Source organism: Halomonas sp. B23F22_20, from assembly GCF_043496985.1.
Classification (GTDB): Bacteria; Pseudomonadota; Gammaproteobacteria; order Pseudomonadales; family Halomonadaceae; genus Halomonas.
Genome location: NZ_JBIEKH010000022.1, coordinates 1 through 17,402, shown reverse-complemented (window position 1 = coordinate 17,402; position 17,402 = coordinate 1). Strand labels below are relative to the sequence as shown.

Annotated in this window: 19 protein-coding genes; 11 read left to right on the top strand and 8 right to left on the bottom strand. The window is 67.4% G+C overall.

The window, feature by feature from the left end:
- Positions 1-103: 103 nt before the first annotated feature.
- Both ACGTN6_RS16760 and ACGTN6_RS16755 read right to left on the bottom strand, forming a co-directional pair.
- Complete coding sequence (locus ACGTN6_RS16760) at positions 104-235, bottom strand: hypothetical protein (protein WP_394593854.1); 132 nt, start codon at positions 233-235, stop codon at positions 104-106.
- An 8-nt stretch (positions 236-243) separates the two neighbouring features.
- A complete protein-coding gene (locus ACGTN6_RS16755; RefSeq protein WP_394593755.1) occupies positions 244-561 on the bottom strand; it encodes an Lrp/AsnC family transcriptional regulator in 318 nt (105 codons plus the stop codon).
- A gap of 134 nt (positions 562-695) precedes the next feature.
- Between ACGTN6_RS16755 and ACGTN6_RS16750 the strand changes: the two genes are divergently transcribed.
- Positions 696-1,658 carry a nucleoside recognition domain-containing protein gene (locus ACGTN6_RS16750; protein ID WP_394593753.1) on the top strand — a complete coding sequence of 321 codons (963 nt, stop codon included), beginning with the start codon at positions 696-698 and terminating at the stop codon, positions 1,656-1,658.
- A gap of 89 nt (positions 1,659-1,747) precedes the next feature.
- Here the strand turns inward: ACGTN6_RS16750 and ACGTN6_RS16745 are convergent, their stop codons facing one another.
- Together ACGTN6_RS16745 and ACGTN6_RS16740 are read right to left on the bottom strand one after the other, a co-directional pair.
- Positions 1,748-2,593 carry a PhzF family phenazine biosynthesis protein gene (locus ACGTN6_RS16745; protein WP_394593751.1) on the bottom strand — a complete coding sequence of 282 codons (846 nt, stop codon included), beginning with the start codon at positions 2,591-2,593 and terminating at the stop codon, positions 1,748-1,750.
- Positions 2,594-2,639: 46 nt separating this feature from the next.
- The gene (locus ACGTN6_RS16740) at positions 2,640-3,239 is read right to left on the bottom strand and encodes a LysE family translocator (protein WP_394593749.1); all 600 of its coding nucleotides are present in this window, start codon (positions 3,237-3,239) and stop codon (positions 2,640-2,642) included.
- 99 nt (positions 3,240-3,338) lie between these two features.
- Here ACGTN6_RS16740 and ACGTN6_RS16735 point away from each other — a divergent pair, with 99 nt between their 5' ends.
- Positions 3,339-4,736, top strand: coding sequence for an aminotransferase-like domain-containing protein (locus ACGTN6_RS16735; RefSeq protein WP_394593747.1), 1,398 nt, complete (start codon positions 3,339-3,341; stop codon positions 4,734-4,736).
- A gap of 218 nt (positions 4,737-4,954) precedes the next feature.
- Positions 4,955-6,205, top strand: coding sequence for an ammonium transporter (locus ACGTN6_RS16730; RefSeq protein WP_394593745.1), 1,251 nt, complete (start codon positions 4,955-4,957; stop codon positions 6,203-6,205).
- Positions 6,206-6,306: 101 nt separating this feature from the next.
- On the opposite strand, the gene ACGTN6_RS16725 is transcribed toward ACGTN6_RS16730, so the two are convergent.
- The gene (locus tag ACGTN6_RS16725; RefSeq protein ID WP_394593743.1) at positions 6,307-6,735 is read right to left on the bottom strand and encodes a GFA family protein; all 429 of its coding nucleotides are present in this window, start codon (positions 6,733-6,735) and stop codon (positions 6,307-6,309) included.
- 97 nt (positions 6,736-6,832) lie between these two features.
- Here ACGTN6_RS16725 and ACGTN6_RS16720 point away from each other — a divergent pair, with 97 nt between their 5' ends.
- The 3 genes from ACGTN6_RS16720 to ACGTN6_RS16710 all read left to right on the top strand — a co-directional run bounded on the left by ACGTN6_RS16720 (position 6,833) and on the right by ACGTN6_RS16710 (position 10,950).
- Positions 6,833-8,623, top strand: coding sequence for a chloride channel protein (locus ACGTN6_RS16720; protein ID WP_394593741.1), 1,791 nt, complete (start codon positions 6,833-6,835; stop codon positions 8,621-8,623).
- Positions 8,610-9,767, top strand: coding sequence for a polyamine ABC transporter substrate-binding protein (locus ACGTN6_RS16715; protein WP_394593739.1), 1,158 nt, complete (start codon positions 8,610-8,612; stop codon positions 9,765-9,767). The genes ACGTN6_RS16720 and ACGTN6_RS16715 overlap by 14 nt, the downstream gene beginning before the upstream one ends.
- A gap of 160 nt (positions 9,768-9,927) precedes the next feature.
- The gene (locus ACGTN6_RS16710) at positions 9,928-10,950 is read left to right on the top strand and encodes a serine hydrolase domain-containing protein (RefSeq protein WP_394593737.1); all 1,023 of its coding nucleotides are present in this window, start codon (positions 9,928-9,930) and stop codon (positions 10,948-10,950) included.
- 12 nt (positions 10,951-10,962) lie between these two features.
- On the opposite strand, the gene ACGTN6_RS16705 is transcribed toward ACGTN6_RS16710, so the two are convergent.
- Positions 10,963-12,150 carry an MFS transporter gene (locus ACGTN6_RS16705; protein ID WP_394593735.1) on the bottom strand — a complete coding sequence of 396 codons (1,188 nt, stop codon included), beginning with the start codon at positions 12,148-12,150 and terminating at the stop codon, positions 10,963-10,965.
- 193 nt (positions 12,151-12,343) lie between these two features.
- On the opposite strand from ACGTN6_RS16705, the gene ACGTN6_RS16700 reads away from it, so the two are divergent.
- From ACGTN6_RS16700 to ACGTN6_RS16690, 3 genes are all read left to right on the top strand, one after another.
- The gene (locus tag ACGTN6_RS16700; RefSeq protein WP_394593733.1) at positions 12,344-13,237 is read left to right on the top strand and encodes a LysR family transcriptional regulator; all 894 of its coding nucleotides are present in this window, start codon (positions 12,344-12,346) and stop codon (positions 13,235-13,237) included.
- 88 nt (positions 13,238-13,325) lie between these two features.
- On the top strand, positions 13,326-13,763 hold the full coding sequence (locus tag ACGTN6_RS16695; protein ID WP_394593731.1) for a secondary thiamine-phosphate synthase enzyme YjbQ: 438 nt from the start codon (positions 13,326-13,328) through the stop codon (positions 13,761-13,763).
- A gap of 133 nt (positions 13,764-13,896) precedes the next feature.
- Positions 13,897-14,331 carry a DUF411 domain-containing protein gene (locus ACGTN6_RS16690; RefSeq protein ID WP_394593729.1) on the top strand — a complete coding sequence of 145 codons (435 nt, stop codon included), beginning with the start codon at positions 13,897-13,899 and terminating at the stop codon, positions 14,329-14,331.
- A 46-nt stretch (positions 14,332-14,377) separates the two neighbouring features.
- Here ACGTN6_RS16690 and ACGTN6_RS16685 read toward each other — a convergent pair whose 3' ends face one another.
- On the bottom strand, positions 14,378-15,409 hold the full coding sequence (locus ACGTN6_RS16685) for a sugar-binding transcriptional regulator (RefSeq protein WP_394593727.1): 1,032 nt from the start codon (positions 15,407-15,409) through the stop codon (positions 14,378-14,380).
- Between the two features lie 62 nt (positions 15,410-15,471).
- Positions 15,472-15,951 (bottom strand): ribose 5-phosphate isomerase B, encoded by a 480-nt coding sequence (rpiB, locus tag ACGTN6_RS16680; protein ID WP_394593725.1) that lies wholly within the window; start codon positions 15,949-15,951, stop codon positions 15,472-15,474.
- A 339-nt stretch (positions 15,952-16,290) separates the two neighbouring features.
- On the opposite strand from rpiB, the gene tal reads away from it, so the two are divergent.
- Both tal and ACGTN6_RS16670 read left to right on the top strand, forming a co-directional pair.
- Positions 16,291-17,244 (top strand): transaldolase, encoded by a 954-nt coding sequence (gene tal / locus ACGTN6_RS16675; RefSeq protein ID WP_394593724.1) that lies wholly within the window; start codon positions 16,291-16,293, stop codon positions 17,242-17,244.
- Between the two features lie 15 nt (positions 17,245-17,259).
- Positions 17,260-17,402: hypothetical protein (locus tag ACGTN6_RS16670; RefSeq protein WP_394593852.1), on the top strand; the 143-nt coding region annotated here is incomplete at its 3' end.

Sequence of the window (17,402 nt, the reverse complement as noted above, 5' to 3'; positions counted from 1 at the left end):
GCCCGTTCGGACGCCCTGGCGCCAGCCTCCAGCATAGTCGCTGCCGGCCGCGGACGGTCGATCAACCTTCGTCGGAAGCCCGCTCAGCCCAGCCGCCCCACGCTCAGCTGGGCAGGGGCAACCGCACGTCGAACTTGTTGCGCTTGCGGGAGATCAACGTCCGGAACTTGTGGACCCCGTCGCCGGCATACAGCACCTCGTCGCAAAAGCGATCGTAGGCGTCCATGTCTGCCACCGACACGATCAGCACGAAATCCACGTCACCGGTGACCTGGTAACACTGGTTGACGACGGCGAGGCCTGAACGCGATCGATGAACCGCCGATACAGCGCTTTATCGTCCCGGGCCATGGTGACCTCGACGACGATATGCAGTGTTACGCCGACTTTCTCCGCCGCCAGCAGTGCCATTTCACGCTCGATCACACCGCTCTCGCGCAGTCGCCTCACTCGCTTGAGACAGGCTGAAGGTGAAAGCCCCACCCTGTCGGCCAGGGCCTGGTTGGTGAGGCTTGCATCATTCTGCATACACTCGAGGAGGCGCCAATCCAGTCGGTCCATGGTGAAGAATCTGTCTATTTCGGGCGTGAAACGGCAGATACTATGTCGATTCACCCGACAACGACAGCGGATTTTTCAGGATATCCATAGAGTATGGGCCACGACATTACCTCCCCTTCCTCGATGGATCGAAGATGCGCGCCTCACGCCTGACACCCGCCGTTCGCACCGCCCTTTCACTGCTGGATGAAACCAAGGTCGTCTACCTCGAGCTGCTCAAGATCATGGTACCTGCCCTACTGATCGTGAAATGCCTCGAGCTATTGGGCATGACCACGCTACTCGGGCAGTGGCTAGCCCCCGTCATGACTCCCTTGGGACTTCCCGAACCACTCAGTCTTGTCTGGGCGGCCACCTTGCTGACCAACATCTATACCGGGGTCGTGATCTTCCTCGACGTCTCTCGAGACATGTCGCTGAGCGTGGCCCAGGTAACGGTGCTCGGCAGCCTGATGGCGATCGGCCATTCGCTGCCCGTCGAGGGTGCCGTTGCTCGCAAGGCCGGCATTCCATGGTGGCTGACGCTGACCCTGCGTATGGGGGGTGCCTGGTTACTTGCCTGGAGCCTGCACCTGGCCTACTCACTGGGGAACGGGTTACAGCATGTCAATCGCCTCGCCTGGGAGTCGGCGCCCCAGGATGTTTCCCTGGACACATGGCTGTGGCAGCAACTACAGACGCTCGCCACCATCTTCGTCGTGATCATGGCCCTCATCGCCATCTTGCGGCTCCTGCGTCGCCTGGGTATCGAGCGGGTGATTCATCGCCTGCTCGCCCCCTGTCTTCGCTGGCTTGGCATCGGTCCTGATGCCGCCAACATCACGGTGATCGGCATCACGCTCGGCCTCAGCTATGGCGCCGGAATGCTGCTGCACGAGACGCGCTCCGGCCGGCTGACATCTCGCGACGTGCTGTTGACCCTCAGTTTCCTGGGCCTGTGTCACAGCCTGATCGAGGACACCTTGCTGATAATGCTCATGGGCGCCGATGCGTCGGGCATTCTGTGGGCTCGACTCGGGTTTTCCCTGGTAGTGGTCACCCTGCTCGCCCGCCTTCCCCATCACCGACTCGCTCGCCTCGAGTCGAGAAGACGCTAGCGTTTCTCCAGCCTGGCAGGCGCCAGGCTTGCTATAACAAGCGACCCTCCCGGACCGTTCAGCCGAAAACCTGTCCGACTGTCCGGCTCTCACTCGACGAAAGTGATATCCGCCACCTCGACCACTTCGCCGCTGACCCGCACATCCGCGAGTTCCAGGCCCTCGATGACCAGCTCCACGGCGATGCGGCTCGGCCGCCCGGTGAAGCGCCCCTGGGCGATCGACAGGGTCGTGCCGCGGGCGAGCCCGTGCTTGTGCAGGTAGGCCGCCGCGGGTCCGGCAGCGCTACCCGTCGCCACATCCTCGACCCGCCCGGCGTTGTCCCAGGTGCGGCCCTCGAAGCGTTCCACGTCGAGCACATAGACGAACTTGGCGCCGTGGGCCTCGAGCAGCGACGACAGGTCGGCGACCTGGAAGGCGACCCGCTCCAGGCCGCCGACCATCGGCAGGATCAGATAGGGCAAGCCGGTGGAGACCACCTCGGCCGGATAGCGACGCCGCCCGTCGGGCGCCAGGCCCAGGGCCTGGTGAAACTCACCGACTTCGTCATGCGTCAGCGTCTTGAGGAAGGCGGGTCGTCCCTGGGCCATGGTCGCCGTGAAGCGGCCGTCTCGCCAGGCGCTGGTCAGCGCGACCGTGCGCCGGCCGAGCCTGACCCGCCACTCGTGGCGATCGCCGTCGCCGAACGCCTGGTGTAGATAATAGGCCAGGCCCAGCAGCGGGTGCCCGGCGAAGTCGAGTTCTTCCTCGAGGGTGAAGATCCTCGCCGCGAAGGCATCGCCCTCGCGCCAGACGAAGATCGACTCGAACTGACGCATCTCCCGGGTCAGGGCCTGCATTTCCACCGTCGACAGGCCTTCGGCCTCGGGAAAGATCGTTAGTCCGTTGCCACTGAGCCGCTCGGCGCTGAATACGTCCACCAGCTTGGCGTTCATGTCGCTCTCCAGAAGTGAGTGGCCGAGAGGCAATGCCGCCCCACCGTCAGCCAAGAATGAAGATCACGCAGGCTGCGGTGAGCGCGCCCATGCTGCCGTTGAACACCCGCCAGGCGCGCGGCCCCTTGAGCCAGCGGCCGATGGCCATGCCGAACCCCGCCCACATCGAGATGCAGGGCAGCGCCACCAGTTCGGCGAAGCCGGCCAGCACCAGGGCGTTGACGACGGTGTTGCCACCCTCGGGCAGGAAGCTCGCCATCAGCGTCAGGCCCATCACCCAGGCCTTGGGGTTGGCGAACTGGAAGGCCGCCGCCTGCCAGAAGCTCTGGGGGCGCCCCTCGGCATCGCCGAAGCGGGGCGGCGGCGCCGTGGCGATGCCCCAGGCCAGGTACAGCAGGTAGAGGCTGCCGGCCACGCGCAGCAGGGTCTGCACCAGCGGGAAACGCTCGAAGACCATGCCAAGGCCCAGGGCGATGGCCGAGAACAGTACGAAGCAGCCGCCCATGATGCCCAGCAAGTGCGGCAGGGTGCGCCGGAAGCCGTAGTTGGCGCCGGAGGCGGTGAGCATCACGTTGTTAGGGCCGGGCGTGATGGTCATGGAGATCATGAACAGCGACGCGGGCCCGAAGGCGGCCAGAGTGTCCATCTAAATTGTACCCCTACAATCCTGGTGAATGGGTTTATTTATGCCGACTTTTCTGAGCATAATGGGCACAATTACGACGTCAAAGGTTTTATTGTCACCATGACAATCTGGACTCCGACACTCGCCGACGGCGGCCCACGCTACCGGCGCATCGCCGAGGCCATGGCCGAGGCGATCGGCAGCGGCGACCTCAACCCGGGTGAGAAGCTACCGCCGCAGCGCCAGCTGGCCGACCGTCTGGGCGTCACCGTGGGCACCATCACTCGCGCCTACGCCGAGGCCCAACGCCACGGCTGGGTCGAATCCCGGGTCGGCAGCGGCACCTATGTGCGTCGAGCGGCCGAGGATGACCACGTCCCCTTCTTCCGCGCCGGCCAGCCGGCGGGTGACGGCGTCATCGACATCAGCATGAGCCTGCCGCCGCCCCATCCGCTGCGCGCTCGCGGCCTGCAGCGCGCCCTGGAGGGCATCGCCGCGTCCCCCGATGCCCTGCAGGCCGCCACCGAGTATCAGCACGAGGCAGGTAGCGAGGCCCAGCGGGCACGCATCGCCGCCTGGCAGGGCAGCCACGGCCTGCCCGACGACCCCACGCGCCTGCTGATCACCCAGGGCGGCCAGCACGGCATTCACCTGCTGGTGCACAATCTCGCCCAGCCGGGCGACCTGGTGGCCGCCGATGCCCTCACCTACCCCGGCTTCGTCTGCGCCGCCCAGCAGGCCCATCTGCGCCCGATGGCGGTACCGATGGACGCCGACGGCTTGGACGTGGAGGCCCTGGCCCGGCTGTGCGCCCGCCAGCCACCCCGTCTGCTCTACACCACCCCGGACCTCAACAACCCCACCGGGGCACGGCTCAGCGAGGCCCGCCGCGAACGCCTGGTGGCCCTGGCCCGCGAACACGACATCTGGCTGATCGAGGATGCCGTGCAGTACCTGCCCGAGGCCCAGCGCGGCACGCCGCTGATCGACCTGGCCCCGGAGCGTACCCTGCACATCTTCAGCACCTCCAAGGTACTGGCCGGTGGGCTGCGCATCGGCAGCCTCACAGTGCCGGAGCAGCTGCAGGAGCGCCTCTGCTCGGCCCTGCGCTCCCAGAGCTGGATGGTGCCGCCGCTGATGGTGGAGGCGGCCTGCCGCTGGATGGAGGATCCCGACAGTCGCGAGCTGCTGCGCTGGCAGATCGACGAGCTGGCCGCCCGCCGCCGCCTGGCACTGGACCGCCTGGCTGCCTACGCGCCGCTGTGCCGCGAGGGCTCGTCGTTGATCTGGCTGCCCCTGCCGGAGGGACGACGCAGCAGCGAGGTGCAGGCGCTGCTGGCCCGACGTGGGGTCAAGGTCTCCACTCCCGAGCCGTTCTGCATGGGCAGTGAGCCGGCGCCCCAGGCCATTCGGCTGTGCCTGGGCCCGGCCGAGACCCGCGAGACCCTAGATCGAGCGCTGACGATCGTCGACGAGCTGCTATCCGAGCCGCCCTCGTCGCCCTGGCAGACGCTTTAACGCTCGCCAGGCTCGACACCAGCGGCTCGGACGCATGACGACCAGGCCGGCGACGGGTGTAGGGACGGGGATTCACCCCAAGCGTGCAAGGTGGCGCAACATGGCACCATTGGGGTGCAATCTCGTCACGAGGCGGCTCACTCGCCCCGTGACGGTGCCGAGAAAGCACTGACATGGCGCAATATGCGCCAGAATGGAACACTAATTGCTTCTCTCCGATGAATCTTGCCATTCCCCATGCATCAGGAGAGATCATTCCCGTGGATATCACGAGTGCCGTCGAGACCCTGACCCAGAGCGCCAACACGCTATTCATCCTGATCGGCGCCATCATGGTGCTGGCCATGCACGCCGGCTTCGCCTTCCTCGAGGTGGGCACGGTGCGCCACAAGAACCAGGTCAACGCCCTGGTCAAGATCATGACTGACTTCGGCGTCTCGGCGCTGGTCTACTTCTTCGTCGGCTATTACATCGCCTACGGCACCCACTTCTTCGCCGGCGCCGAGGAACTGACCGCCGGCCACGGCTATGCCCTGGTAAAGTTCTTCTTCCTGATGACCTTCGCCGCGGCGATCCCGGCCATCGTTTCCGGGGGCATCGCCGAGCGCGCCCGCTTCTACCCCATGCTGGTCGCCGCCGGGGCGATCGTCGGGCTGGTCTACCCCTTCTTCGAAGGTATCGTCTGGAACGGCAACTACGGCCTGCAGGACTGGCTCGCCGCCACCTTCGGCGCCGGCTTCCACGACTTCGCCGGCTCCGTGGTGGTGCACGCCTTCGGCGGCTGGGTGGCGTTGGTGGCGCTGCTGCTGCTGGGCGCCCGCCGCGGCCGCTATCGCGGCGGCAAGGTAGTGGCCTTCGCGCCCTCCAACATCCCCTTCCTGTCGCTGGGCGCCTGGATCCTGACCATCGGCTGGTTCGGCTTCAACGTCATGTCGGCCCAGACGCTGGACAGCATCAGCGGCCTGGTGGCGGTCAACAGCCTGATGGCCATGGTCGGCGGCATCCTGGTCGCCATGGTGCTGGGCAAGAAGGACCCGGGCTTCATCCATAACGGCCCGCTGGCCGGCCTGGTGGCGGTCTGCGCCGGCTCCGACCTGATGCACCCGATCGGTGCACTGGTCACCGGCGGCGTGGCCGGCGCGCTGTTCGTGTGTCTCTTCGAGTGGGCGCAGGAACGCGTCGAGCGCCTCGACGACGTGCTGGGCGTGTGGCCGCTGCACGGAGTGTGCGGCGTGTGGGGCGGCATCGCCGCGGGCATCTTCGGCCAGGCGGGGCTCGGCGGCCTCGGTGGCGTCAGCCTGATGGCCCAGCTGATCGGCTCGCTGGCTGGCGTGGCGGTCGCGGTCATCGGCGGCCTGGTGGTCTACGGCCTGGTGGCCAAGGTCTCCGGGCTGCGCCTCAGCCAGGAAGAGGAGTTCAACGGCGCCGACCTGAGCATTCACCGCATCGGCGCCACCTCGATGGATTGAAGCGCATCGAACCGACACGACGCGGGGCCCAACGGGCCCCGCACGCTACGCCTGGCGCCGTTCTCCTCGCTCCTTTCCCCTTGCACCTCGCCCCTTGCTCCTCACTCCTCCAGCGTCTCTCCCGAACCGCCGAGTTCCGCCGGCACATCCTTCATCTTGGGCAGCCCATCGGGAATGCGCAGCACCGATTCCTGGTAATGCACGTGCAGTTGGGGCGCGAAGGCCAGGCCGGGCAGCAACGCCGCATAGACATCGACCAGCCCCATGCCCGGGTGCTCGGTCAGCACGTGCCCGCCGCAGCGTCGACACCAGCGGCGCCGGCTGGCGGACGTCTTCTGGTAGCTCTCCAGCGCCTCTTCCCCCTGAGTGATCCGCACCGCATCGGGTTTCCAGAGGGTAAAGGCATTCACCGGGCCGGCCGACCAATGCCGGCAGGACTCACAGTGGCAATAGCCCATCGCCTCGGGCTTGCCCTCGACCTCCAACTGGACGGCGCCACAGAAGCAGCCGCCTTGATAGCGCTCGCTCATTGATCACCTCTCTGCGCTAACGGGTTGCCTGTCCCGTTGAGTGTAGTGCGCAGCCTGTTGTCGAACCGCATCACGCCGCTTCCGTGAGACGTCGAAAGTGGATCTTCCATCGCCCAGCACCTACACCTTCTACATGACCATGCCGGATACAGGGAAAGTCGAGGGCCGCGGGGCACGGGGCGTGCTGCGCTTTCTGGGACTGGTGGCGCTCGGCGGCGTGATCGGCGGCGTGGCGGCGCTAGCCGCCGTGGGCTTCGTCAGTGCTGTGCTGTGGCTCAACGACCTGCTGCTGATCTCTCCGCGCGGGCGCATGATGTTCGACCATCCCGAATGGCTGGCGGTGGCCACTGTTCTGGTGCCGACCCTCGGCGGCTTGGTGGTCGGCCAATTGCACCGCGCCATTCCCGAGGGACGCCCTCACACTCCCGCCGATGCCATCGCCGCCGTACAGACCCGGCGCGGCCGGCTGCCACCGCGAGCCGGAGCGCTCTCCGCTCTCTCCGGCCTGGTGTCGCTGGGCGCCGGCGCCTCGGTAGGCCAGTACGGCCCACTGGTGCACATGGGGGCGAGCCTCGGCTCAGCGGGTGCGCGCCTGCTGCGGCTGGGGCGCTCGGAGGACAACATCACCATCGCCTGCGGGGTAGCGGCGGCCATCGCCACCGCCTTCAACGCCCCGCTGGCCGGCATCGTCTTCGCTCATGAGGTCGTGCTACGCCACTATGCCCTGCGCGCCTTCGCCCCGGTGGCAGCCGCGGCGCTGGTCGGCCATGTGATCGCCGGCGAGGTACTGGACCGCGGCGCGCTGTTTCATGTGATCGATCTCGCCATTCCTCGTCCCTGGGAGTTCGCCGTGTTCCTGGCCATCGGTGGGCTGGGCGCGCTGGTGGCCGGCGGCTACATGAATGCCATTCTCGGCGTGGGCCGACTGGCCAAGCGCCTGCCGCTGCCCGCCCCGCTGCGCCCGGCACTGGCCGGATCGCTGCTCGGCGTGACCGCACTCTGGGTGCCCGATATCCTCGGCATGGGTCAGGAGACGCTGCGCTTCGCCACCATCGCCGGGGCCTTCGGCGGCACCGAACTGGTGGTGGTGATGGCGCTCAAGCTGGCCGCCACCGCGCTGTGCCTGGGGATGGGCTTCGGCGGCGGGGTGTTCAGCCCGGCGCTGGTGATCGGCACCCTGTTCGGGGCCCTGTGCGGCACCCTGGTGGCGATGGCCGGCGGCGCCCAGGACACCTTCGTTTTCTATGCCATCTGCGGCATGGTGGCGGTCACCGCGCCGGTGATCGGCGCGCCCCTGACCAGCCTGCTGATCGTCTTCGAGCTCACCGGCAGCTATGCGCTGACCACCGCGGCGCTGGCCAGCGTGACCCTGGCGAGCCCCATCGCCGCCCAGCTGTTCGGCCGCTCGCTGTTCGACATCCAACTCACGGCCCGGGGCCTGGACCTGTCCTCGGGGCGCAGCCGGGCGGTGCTGGAGGACGCGCGACTGGGCGACCTGCTGAGCCAGGAGGGCGTGACCCTGCGCCCCGAGACATCGGTCGACGAGGCCGTCAGGGCGCTGGGCCAGGCGGGCCACGGCGAGGCCTATCGGGTGGACGACAAAGGGCACTACCTTGGCAGCCTCACCCTGGCCAACCTGGAGGTGATGCGCGAAGCCGGCCAAGGGACGACACCGATTGCCGAGTGCCCCACTACACCGCGCCCGGTGCTGGGGCCGGAGACCTCGGTGTGGATGGCCATGCGCCATCTGCAAGAGGTCACCGGCGAAGCCATCGCCGTGGTCGACGAGCACGATGTCTTCCACGGCGTGGTTTTCGAGGCCAGCATCGCCCGGGCCTTCCTGCGCTACAGCGATGAACTCAGGCGGGAGGAACATGGTACTGGCTAGACGACCCAAAGGCGCCCTCGCCCGGATCGCGTTATCACTGACGCTACTGGTACCACTGGCGAGCGCGACGACCTCTGCCCAGAGCCCTCCGAACGCCGAGCCAAGGGCCGAACCGCTGACGGTGCTGAGCTGGGGCGGCTCGTACGAGCGTGCCCAGCGCCGCGCCCTGTTCACGCCTTTCATCGAGGCCACCGGGGTTCCGGTCAAGGTAGAGCGTTACGACGGCGGACTGACGGCGCTGCGCCGCGCGGTACAAGAGGATAAAGTGCCCTGGGACGTGATCGACATGACCCGCAGCGAGGCCATGGCCGCCTGCGCGGAGGGTCTGCTCGAGCCACTATCGCCGGATATCGTCGCGCCGGCGCCGGACGGCACGCCCGCCGAGCATGACTTCATCCAAGGCGCCTTCGGAGCCTGCAGCATCACCCACTCGGTATTCGCCACCGTGGTCGCCTATCGCACCGACGCCTTCCCCGGCCGGCGCCCCACCGAGATCGCCGACCTCTTCGACCAGCGCCGCTTCCCCGGCCCTCGGGCACTGCAGCGCACCCCGTCAGTGAACCTGGAGTGGGCGCTGCTTTCCTACAACGTGCCGCGGGAGGAGCTGTACCGGCTGCTCAGCACCCGCCGCGGCCTGTCGCTGGCCCTGTCGAGGTTGGCCGGCCTCGAGGACCTGCGCTGGTGGGAGACCGGCAGCACGCCCGCGGAGCTGCTGATCGACGGCGAAGTGGTGATGGCCTCGGGCTACAACGGGCGCTTCTTCGACGCCATGATCAACCGCGACGCACCGATCGCCATCCTCTGGGACGGTCAGGTCCAGGAGCACGAGGTATGGGCGATTCCACGCCACGCCCCACACCCCGAGGCAGCGCGCCGCTTTATCCGCTTCGCCACCGCCACCGAGCGCCAGGCCGCGCTGACCCGATTCATTCCCTACGGCCCGTCACGACACAGCGCGACCGAGCGCATCACCACCCACGCCGACAGCGGCATCGACATGCGCCTGCACATCCCCACCCACCCGCTCAACGCCGAGGGCGCGATCACCAAGGACGAGGCCTGGTATGCGAAAACCCATGATCGGATCGGCGACTACTTTCGCGCCGCGCTGTTCGCCGAAGAGCAGGCAACGGAAGGCGATTGACCACACCACGGCATGGACGCCTAACCGAGACGATGGGTGCAACGCCAGGGGCGAGCCTCCGAGGCAGGACCCCGGCCGGGAATCCGCGATCTACTCTGAAGTCCTGCCGGTCTCGGTCCGGCGTCTCTCTTCGACGGCCAAAGCAACGGAATCGCAGCTCATGATCACTCGCCGCGCCTTCACCAGGCTGGCCCTTGCGAGTCTCGCCACGCCGCTGACGGGGCCCAACACCGCGACGGCGTTCGCGCAACAAGGCGCCGGCCTCGACCTCGACCAGGCCTTGAACAGGCTCGACCAGCTGCATTCGATCCAGGTGCAGCTCGGCGACCGGCTGATCATCGCCGAGGCGCCGAGAGTCCCCGGCCTGGACGCACTGGCCAACATCAAGTCCTGCTCGAAGAGCCTGGTGGCACTGCTGTTGGGCAGCTGCATCGACACGGGCGAGATCCCGTCGGTCGCCAGTCGGCTGATCGACGTCGCCCCCGCGATCGTGCCGCCGAACGCCACCGAGGGCGTCGACGACTTCACGCTCGAGGACCTGGTGACGCTGCGCGCCGGGCTCGAAAGCACTTCCGGGAAGCGCTACGGCGCCTGGGTGGCCTCATCCGACTGGCTGGACGATGCCTTGACCCAGCCCATGGTGGCCAGGCCAGGCGGTCGCATGATCTATTCGACCGGCACCACCCATGTGCTGGGCGTCGCCCTGGCCGAGGCCTCGGGGCAGAGCCTGCTCGAGCTCGCGCGCGGGCGACTGAGCGCACCGATGGGGTTCGATATCCCGCCCTGGGTCCGCGACCCCCAAGGCTACTATCTCGGCGGCAACGAGATGGCGCTGACACCCCGCGCGATGCTGTCGCTGGCCCGACTGATCCGCGATGGCGGCCACTTCGATGGCCAGCAGGTGATCCCCACCGACTGGATCCAGGCCTCCCTGGAGCCCAGGGCGCACTCGCCCTATTCGGGCATGGGATACGGCTATGGCTGGTTCATCAGCGACAGCGGCTACGTCCTGGCCAGGGGCTATGGCGGCCAGGTCATCGCCGCACATCGCGAACGCGGCCTGGCCGTCGCCATCACCTCCGATCCGAGCCGCCCGGCGCGGTCGGCCGGCTATTTCGGCGACCTCATGCGGCTGCTCGATGGCCCGGTCCTGCGCCTGGCCGACGAAGCCCTCGCCGGCTGAGACGCCCGCTCTTCAGTCGGGCTTGAGCAGTCGCCGGCCGCTGCCGATCAGCAGCAGCGACGCGGCGCACAGCACGGCACTGCCGATGAAGGTGGCCTGGATGCCGAGATGGTCCAGCAGCCAGCCACCGAAGGCGGCACCGAGCAGAATCGCGGCCTGGATGGCGGCGACGATCAGGCTGCCCGCCGCCTCCGGCGCATCGTCCACGTTCTGCGACAGCCAGGACATCCAGGCGATCGACATCACGGTGTTCATGGCGCCCCAGATGGCGAGCAGCACCGCGACCACCGCCAGCTGCTGGCCGAAGCCGAGCAGGCCGAGCGTCGAGAGCCCCATCAGCAGCGGCACGGCCTGAAGCAGCCTCACGACGCGCTGGCTGGCGAACTTGCCGCCCGCCCAGGTCCCCAGGAAGCCGGCACAGCCGAGCACCAGGAACAGTGCCGACAACATCGTCACGTCCACCCCGGTCACTCCCTCCAGGAAGGGCCGCAGGTAAGTGAACATCGAGAAGGCGCCGGCGAAGCCGAACACCGCGGCGACGATGCCCCGGGCAAAGTAGGAGCGCGTCAGCACGCCCTTCAGCGAGCGGAAGGTCAGACGCTGGCTGGCGGGCAGCGACGGCAGGGTCGCCCACTGCCAGACCAGATTCACTGCGACGATCGGCACCAGCACCCAGAACACTCCACGCCAGCCGATGATGCCGCCCAGGTAGCTGCCGATCGGTGCGGCGAAGGCGGCGGCGATGGCCTGGCCGGTATACATGATCGCCAGCGCCCGGGAGACGTGCTCGACTTCCACCAGGCGCATGATCACTGCCGTCGCCAGCGACCAGAAGCCTCCAATGCAGACCCCCAGCAGCGCCCGCGACAGCATCAGCACGGCGAAGCTCGGTGCGGATGCCATCAGCGCCAGCGACACCAGCATCAGGGTGGTGATGGTGAGCAGTACCCACTTGCGGTTGAGACGCCCCGCCAGGGTGGTCATCAGCAGGCTCGCCGCCACGGCGAAGAAGCCGCTGATGGACACCGCCTGGCCGGTCTGGCCCTCGGTGGCGCCCAGGCCGTCGGCGATGGGTGTCAGCAGGCTGACGGGCATGAATTCAGCGGCGATCAGCATGGCGACGCACAGGGACATGGAGAATACGGCGCCCCAGGCAACGGTCTTCTGCTCGGACGCCAGGATCGTGGACCTAGCGGTCATGGGCGATTCCTCGGCTTGCTGGATGCGGTTCGATGCGGGCATTGCCCGCGGCGAGGTGCGCTACGCTACCGCTCGACCACATCGACAACAATCGCCGCCGGCTCATGGCAACCATGAATGTGATACATGAATGGAAGGATGATGGAGGGGATTTGGCAGGATACACTCACCGTTCATGCCATGGGAATCATCGATGAAGCGCGAGACGTTGGGCGACCTGACCGTTTTCATGCACGTCGCGGAGGAACGCAGCTTCACCCGCGCCGCGGTGCGGCTGGGCCTTTCACAGTCGGCCGTCAGCCATACGGTGCGTCGGCTGGAGGCCTCGATCGGCCTGAAGCTGCTCCACCGCTCGTCGCGGCACGTCTCGACCACGGACGCCGGCGAAAAGCTGCTGGCGACGCTGCGCCCCGGCTTCGGCCAGATTGAAGGGCGTATCGAAGAGCTGCGCCATCTCGGCGACGCTCCCAGCGGCCGGGTCCGCCTCACCGCGAGCAAACCGGCCGCTCAGACGGTGCTGATGCCGATATTGTCACAGCTCGTGCGCGACTATCCGGAAGTGGAGATCGAGCTCAATCTCGACCCTCACTTGTCCGACCTGGCCGGCGACCGCTTCGACGCCGGCGTACGGCTGGGCGAGTTCGTCGGCCCGGACATGATCGCCGTCAAGGTCGGTCCGCCGTTGCGCATGGCGGCGGTTGCCACGCCGAGCTATTTCGAGGCGCAGGGCGTGCCCCATCACCCGAACGACCTTGATGAACACGATTGCCTGTCGCTGCGCTTTCACCCACACGCGCCCGCCTACGAGTGGGAATTCGAGAAGGGCGAGCAAGAGCTCGTGAAGAAGGTCTCGGGCCCCTTCATCTTCAGCGAGAGCGATGTCTGCATCGACGCCGCCAGGGCGGGCCACGGCATCGCCTTCGTGACCGAGCCCGAGGTGATCCGGGACATCGAAGCCGGCACCCTGCAGCGAGTGCTGGCGGACTGGTGCCCGCCCTTCGATGGCTACCATCTGTTCTACTCGGGCCGGCGCCAGGTCAGCTCAGCGCTGAGGCTGGTGATCGACCGCCTGCGCTACCGGGAGTGAAGCCAAGTCGGGAGTGAAGACAAGTCCGGGTGTCGTCGCAGCCCATCCTCGCCTATGCTGGGCGACCGCCACACCAAGGGAGACCACCATGACCTGGGACCAGCAGGAGATCCGGCTTGCACCGCGCGAACGGGGTTTCCATCTGATCACCGACGAGATCACTCGCACCCTCCCCGTCCTGAGGGAGCTCGACGTCGGCCTGCTGCACCTGCAACTCCTACATACCTCGGCCTCGCTGACCCTCAACGAAAACGCCGACCCGGACGTGCGCCACGACCTGGACGCCTTCCTGCGCGACTTGGTGCCCGGCGACCTGCCCTACTTCCGCCACACCCTGGAGGGCCCGGACGACATGCCCGCCCACGTGGCGGCCAGCCTGCTCGGCACCCAGCTGACCCTGGCGGTGCGCGACGGCCGACTGGCACTGGGCACCTGGCAGGGTATCTGGCTCGGCGAACATCGGGATCAGGGCGGCGGACGGCGGCTCATCGCCACTCTCAACGGCCGCCGGGCCAATGGCCAATAAGGCGATGTACAACAACAACTTGTGTGCTGCACACAGCTTTTCTGGGCGCCCCGGAGCTGGTATAGATCGAACCCGACGGCGTCGTCCGCCTCCCCGCGAGCGGCGCCATGACTCGCTCGACAGGAGAACGCCCATGTCCCGCCCGACCGCCCTGTGGTTGACCACCGCCCTGCTCACCCTGACCGGCACCGCCCAGGCCGAGGCCCTCGAGGCCCGCCTCTACAAGAGCCCGTCCTGCGGCTGCTGCAGCGCCTATGCCCGCCAGCTGGCGGAGCGCGGCGTCGACGTCGAGGTGGTCGAGACCCACGACCTGGGCGGCGTCAAGCAGGCCGCCGGCGTGCCCTACGGCGAGGGCGCCTGCCACACCATCGAGCTCGAGGGCTACGTGATCGAGGGCCACGTGCCCTTCGCCGCCATCGACCGCCTGCTGGAGGAGCGCCCCGACATCGACGGCATCGGCCTGGCCGGCATGCCGGTCGGCACGCCGGGCATGCCCGGCCCCCAGCAGGCGCCCTTTGAGGTGAAGCAGTTCGATGATCGCCGGGCCACGCCGTGGATGACGCTGTAGGCTCGGAGGGCCGATATGTCCGGGGCCATCGTGCCGGCCCGGAACCTCACTGTTCCGCAGCCGTGGCCTCGTCGAGGCGAATGATCGTGTGGGCGTTGGTGGCGCTGGTGGCCAGGGTGTCGATCACCCCGGTACGCAGGGCGCCGAGGATGCCCACCGCCTTGGTGTTCTCGCTGGCGATGGCGATGACATCCGGAATACGGGCCAGATCGGCGATGTTCAGGCCGACCACCCGCCCCTGCATCGGCGTGGCCGATGGCCGGCCGTGGATGTCGATGAAGTCGTAGCCCATCATGTCGCCCACGGTGCCGGCCAGGCGGGCCTCGGCGATCTCCTGGGGCGAGAACCAGCCCATGCGCACCATGTTGCTGTCCTCGCTGACGTCGCCGACGCCGATCAGCGCGACATCGGCGCGACGGGCCCGATCGAGGGTCTGGCGGACGGTGGGGTTGTCGTAGAGGGCGTCGCGCAATTCCGCATTCTGTACCAGCGCGGGGGCATAGAGGGTCTCGCTGTCGCCGCCGTATTTCAGCGCCAGCCGCCGGCAGATGTGGTCCGGGTTCATGTACTCGCCGGCACGCAGCGAGCCACCGATGGCACAGACGAAGGAGCACTGGCGCTCGCCGTGGTCGAAGGCGTTGTCGGCCACCGCGCCGACGTTGCGCCCCATGCCCACCGCCACGATGCTGCCCTCCTCCAGGCGCCGCGACAGGTGGTCGGCCACCAGGCTGGCTACCGAGGCGCGCTGGACGTCCACGTCTCCGTTGTCCAGGGCAATCAGCGCCCGCTTGAGGCCGAAACGCCGCTTGAGTTCCTGCTCGATCTCGGCGCTCACGGCGGGATGCTGACGCACCCGCACGTCGACGATACCCTCCGCCTGCGCCCGCTTCAGCAAGCGCCCGACGCGCACCCGCGAGATGCCCAGGCGCTTGGCGATGACCTCCTGCGTCTCGCCCTCCACGTAGTAGAGGGTGGCGATCTCGGTCATCAGATCGATGTCGGCGTTGTCCTGGCGATCGTTCATCCCGCGTCCCTGGTGGTCGAATGGCGTGGCGAAGCGCGCCACACGATAGCACATCGACCGCCGCCTGCCCCGCCTTCCCCCGCGGCCGCTCGAACGGTCACGGGCGACAGCCTGCCTTACAGCCGGGGACGCTCCAGGCCGCTCTCGTAGTCGCTGATCCGTGCCAGCTTGGCGGCCGACGGCCCACCGGGGAAGTCGTTGGCCAGGAAGGCATCGACGATGCTCTTGGCCAGCTCCGGACCTACCACGCGCGCGCCCAGGGTGACGATCTGGGCATCGTTGCTGGTCCTGGCCTTGGCCGCGGAATAGGTGTCATGCGCCTGGGCGGCCCGAATGCCCGGCACCTTGTTGGCGGCGATCGCCACGCCGATGCCGGTCCCGCATACCAGGATGCCGCGGTCGAAGTCCCCCTCGCGGATCGCCTGGGCCACCGTCACCGCCACATCGGGGTAGAGGATCGGTTCTGCATCGTAGGTGCCGAAATCCTCCACGGCATACCCCCGGGCGCGCAGATGCTCGATCAACGTTTCCTTGAGCTGGAAGGCGGCTTCGTCGCCACCGATGGCGATCCGCTGGGAAGTCTCGTTGCTGGACATGGCTGCTACCTCGCTGTGGATGGGGAAATCGTGGCCCGAGCGGCACCTCGCTTGTGATCGAGCCTGTCGATCAACATAACATCGGCTGTTCATTTGTAAAGACAAGGATCAAAAGAACATCACCAGACAACCCTCATCCTTACGCCCTGGATACGGCAAATAAGCCTAAATATCCGTAAATTACTCAGCAAAACGCGGAAATCACGCCCTATGACGCGCCCAAGATCACACTCACCGCGCCCCGCTGGCTTGACACATTCTTCTCAAAGCCCAATCATTTGAACACACCAAGATCAAAAACAAATGCAACACTGCACGACCACGCCTCAGGAGGCCCTCATGCCGACCCGACTCGACGCGCTCAAGCAGCATTCCCTGGTGGTCGCCGACACCGGTGACCTGACCGCCATCCGCCGCTACCGCCCCCAGGACGCCACCACCAACCCCTCGCTGATCCTCAAGGCCTTCGAGCTCCCCGATTACCAGCCGCTGATTGACGAGGAGCTGGCGACGATCCGCGCCGAGGGCGGCGATCGCCAGGCCGAACACGCCGTGGACCGCCTCGCCGTGGCCATGGGCAGCGAGATCGCCCAGGTGGTGCCTGGCCGGGTGTCCACCGAGGTCGCCGCCAGGCTGTCCTTCGATACCGAAGCCAGCATCCACAAGGCCCACGAGCTGATCGAGCTCTACGAGCGGCGTGGCGTCTCGCGGGATCGCGTGCTGATCAAGCTGGCCTCCACCTGGGAGGGCATCCGCGCCGCCAAGGTGCTGGAGCGCGAAGGCATCAACTGCAACCTGACCCTGCTGTTCAGCGATGCCCAGGCCCAGGCCTGCTTCGATGCCGGCGTGTTCCTGGTCTCGCCGTTCGTCGGCCGAGTCACCGACTGGTACAAGCAGGCGACCGGTCAGGATTTCACCCCCGAGAACGATCCCGGCGTGCAGTTCGTGCGCGGCGTCTGCCAGCGAGTCGGCCAGGGCGGCTATGACACCGTGGTGATGGGTGCGAGCTTCCGCACCGTCGACCAGGTGCTGGCGCTGGCCGGCTGCCCACGGCTGACCATCTCGCCGGCGCTGCTCGAAGAGCTGGCCGCTACGCCAGGCGACGTGGCACCTGGCGTCGCCATGGAAAAATCCGGCGGCCCGCGGCCGACGCCGCTCGGCGAAGCGGAGTTCCGCTGGGGGCACAATCAGGACGCCATGGCCAACGACAAGCTGGCCGAGGGCATCCGTCGCTTCGCCGAGGACCAGCAGCGCCTCGAAGGCCTGATCGCCGACCGCCTCGCCGCCCACTGACGGAGGACCACTCCCATGCCATCCCGCTTCCAACTGGCCAATGCCATTCGCGCCCTGTCCATGGATGCCGTCCAGAAGGCCAACTCCGGCCACCCCGGCGCCCCCATGGGCATGGCCGACATCGCCGAGGTGCTGTGGAACGACTACCTCCAGCACAA

Excerpts from the sequence above, each read along its gene's own strand:
- ACGTN6_RS16755 (WP_394593755.1), bottom strand. The coding sequence starts at position 561 with ATGGACCGACTGGATTGGCGCCTCCTCGAGTGTATGCAGAATGATGCA.
- ACGTN6_RS16750 (WP_394593753.1), top strand. The coding sequence starts at position 696 with ATGCGCGCCTCACGCCTGACACCCGCCGTTCGCACCGCCCTTTCACTG.
- ACGTN6_RS16745 (WP_394593751.1), bottom strand. The coding sequence starts at position 2,593 with ATGAACGCCAAGCTGGTGGACGTATTCAGCGCCGAGCGGCTCAGTGGC.
- ACGTN6_RS16740 (WP_394593749.1), bottom strand. The coding sequence starts at position 3,239 with ATGGACACTCTGGCCGCCTTCGGGCCCGCGTCGCTGTTCATGATCTCC.
- ACGTN6_RS16735 (WP_394593747.1), top strand. The coding sequence starts at position 3,339 with ATGACAATCTGGACTCCGACACTCGCCGACGGCGGCCCACGCTACCGG.
- ACGTN6_RS16730 (WP_394593745.1), top strand. The coding sequence starts at position 4,955 with ATGAATCTTGCCATTCCCCATGCATCAGGAGAGATCATTCCCGTGGAT.
- ACGTN6_RS16725 (WP_394593743.1), bottom strand. The coding sequence starts at position 6,735 with ATGAGCGAGCGCTATCAAGGCGGCTGCTTCTGTGGCGCCGTCCAGTTG.
- ACGTN6_RS16715 (WP_394593739.1), top strand. The coding sequence starts at position 8,610 with ATGGTACTGGCTAGACGACCCAAAGGCGCCCTCGCCCGGATCGCGTTA.
- ACGTN6_RS16710 (WP_394593737.1), top strand. The coding sequence starts at position 9,928 with ATGATCACTCGCCGCGCCTTCACCAGGCTGGCCCTTGCGAGTCTCGCC.
- ACGTN6_RS16705 (WP_394593735.1), bottom strand. The coding sequence starts at position 12,150 with ATGACCGCTAGGTCCACGATCCTGGCGTCCGAGCAGAAGACCGTTGCC.
- ACGTN6_RS16700 (WP_394593733.1), top strand. The coding sequence starts at position 12,344 with ATGAAGCGCGAGACGTTGGGCGACCTGACCGTTTTCATGCACGTCGCG.
- ACGTN6_RS16695 (WP_394593731.1), top strand. The coding sequence starts at position 13,326 with ATGACCTGGGACCAGCAGGAGATCCGGCTTGCACCGCGCGAACGGGGT.
- ACGTN6_RS16690 (WP_394593729.1), top strand. The coding sequence starts at position 13,897 with ATGTCCCGCCCGACCGCCCTGTGGTTGACCACCGCCCTGCTCACCCTG.
- ACGTN6_RS16685 (WP_394593727.1), bottom strand. The coding sequence starts at position 15,409 with ATGTGCTATCGTGTGGCGCGCTTCGCCACGCCATTCGACCACCAGGGA.
- rpiB (WP_394593725.1), bottom strand. The coding sequence starts at position 15,951 with ATGTCCAGCAACGAGACTTCCCAGCGGATCGCCATCGGTGGCGACGAA.
- tal (WP_394593724.1), top strand. The coding sequence starts at position 16,291 with ATGCCGACCCGACTCGACGCGCTCAAGCAGCATTCCCTGGTGGTCGCC.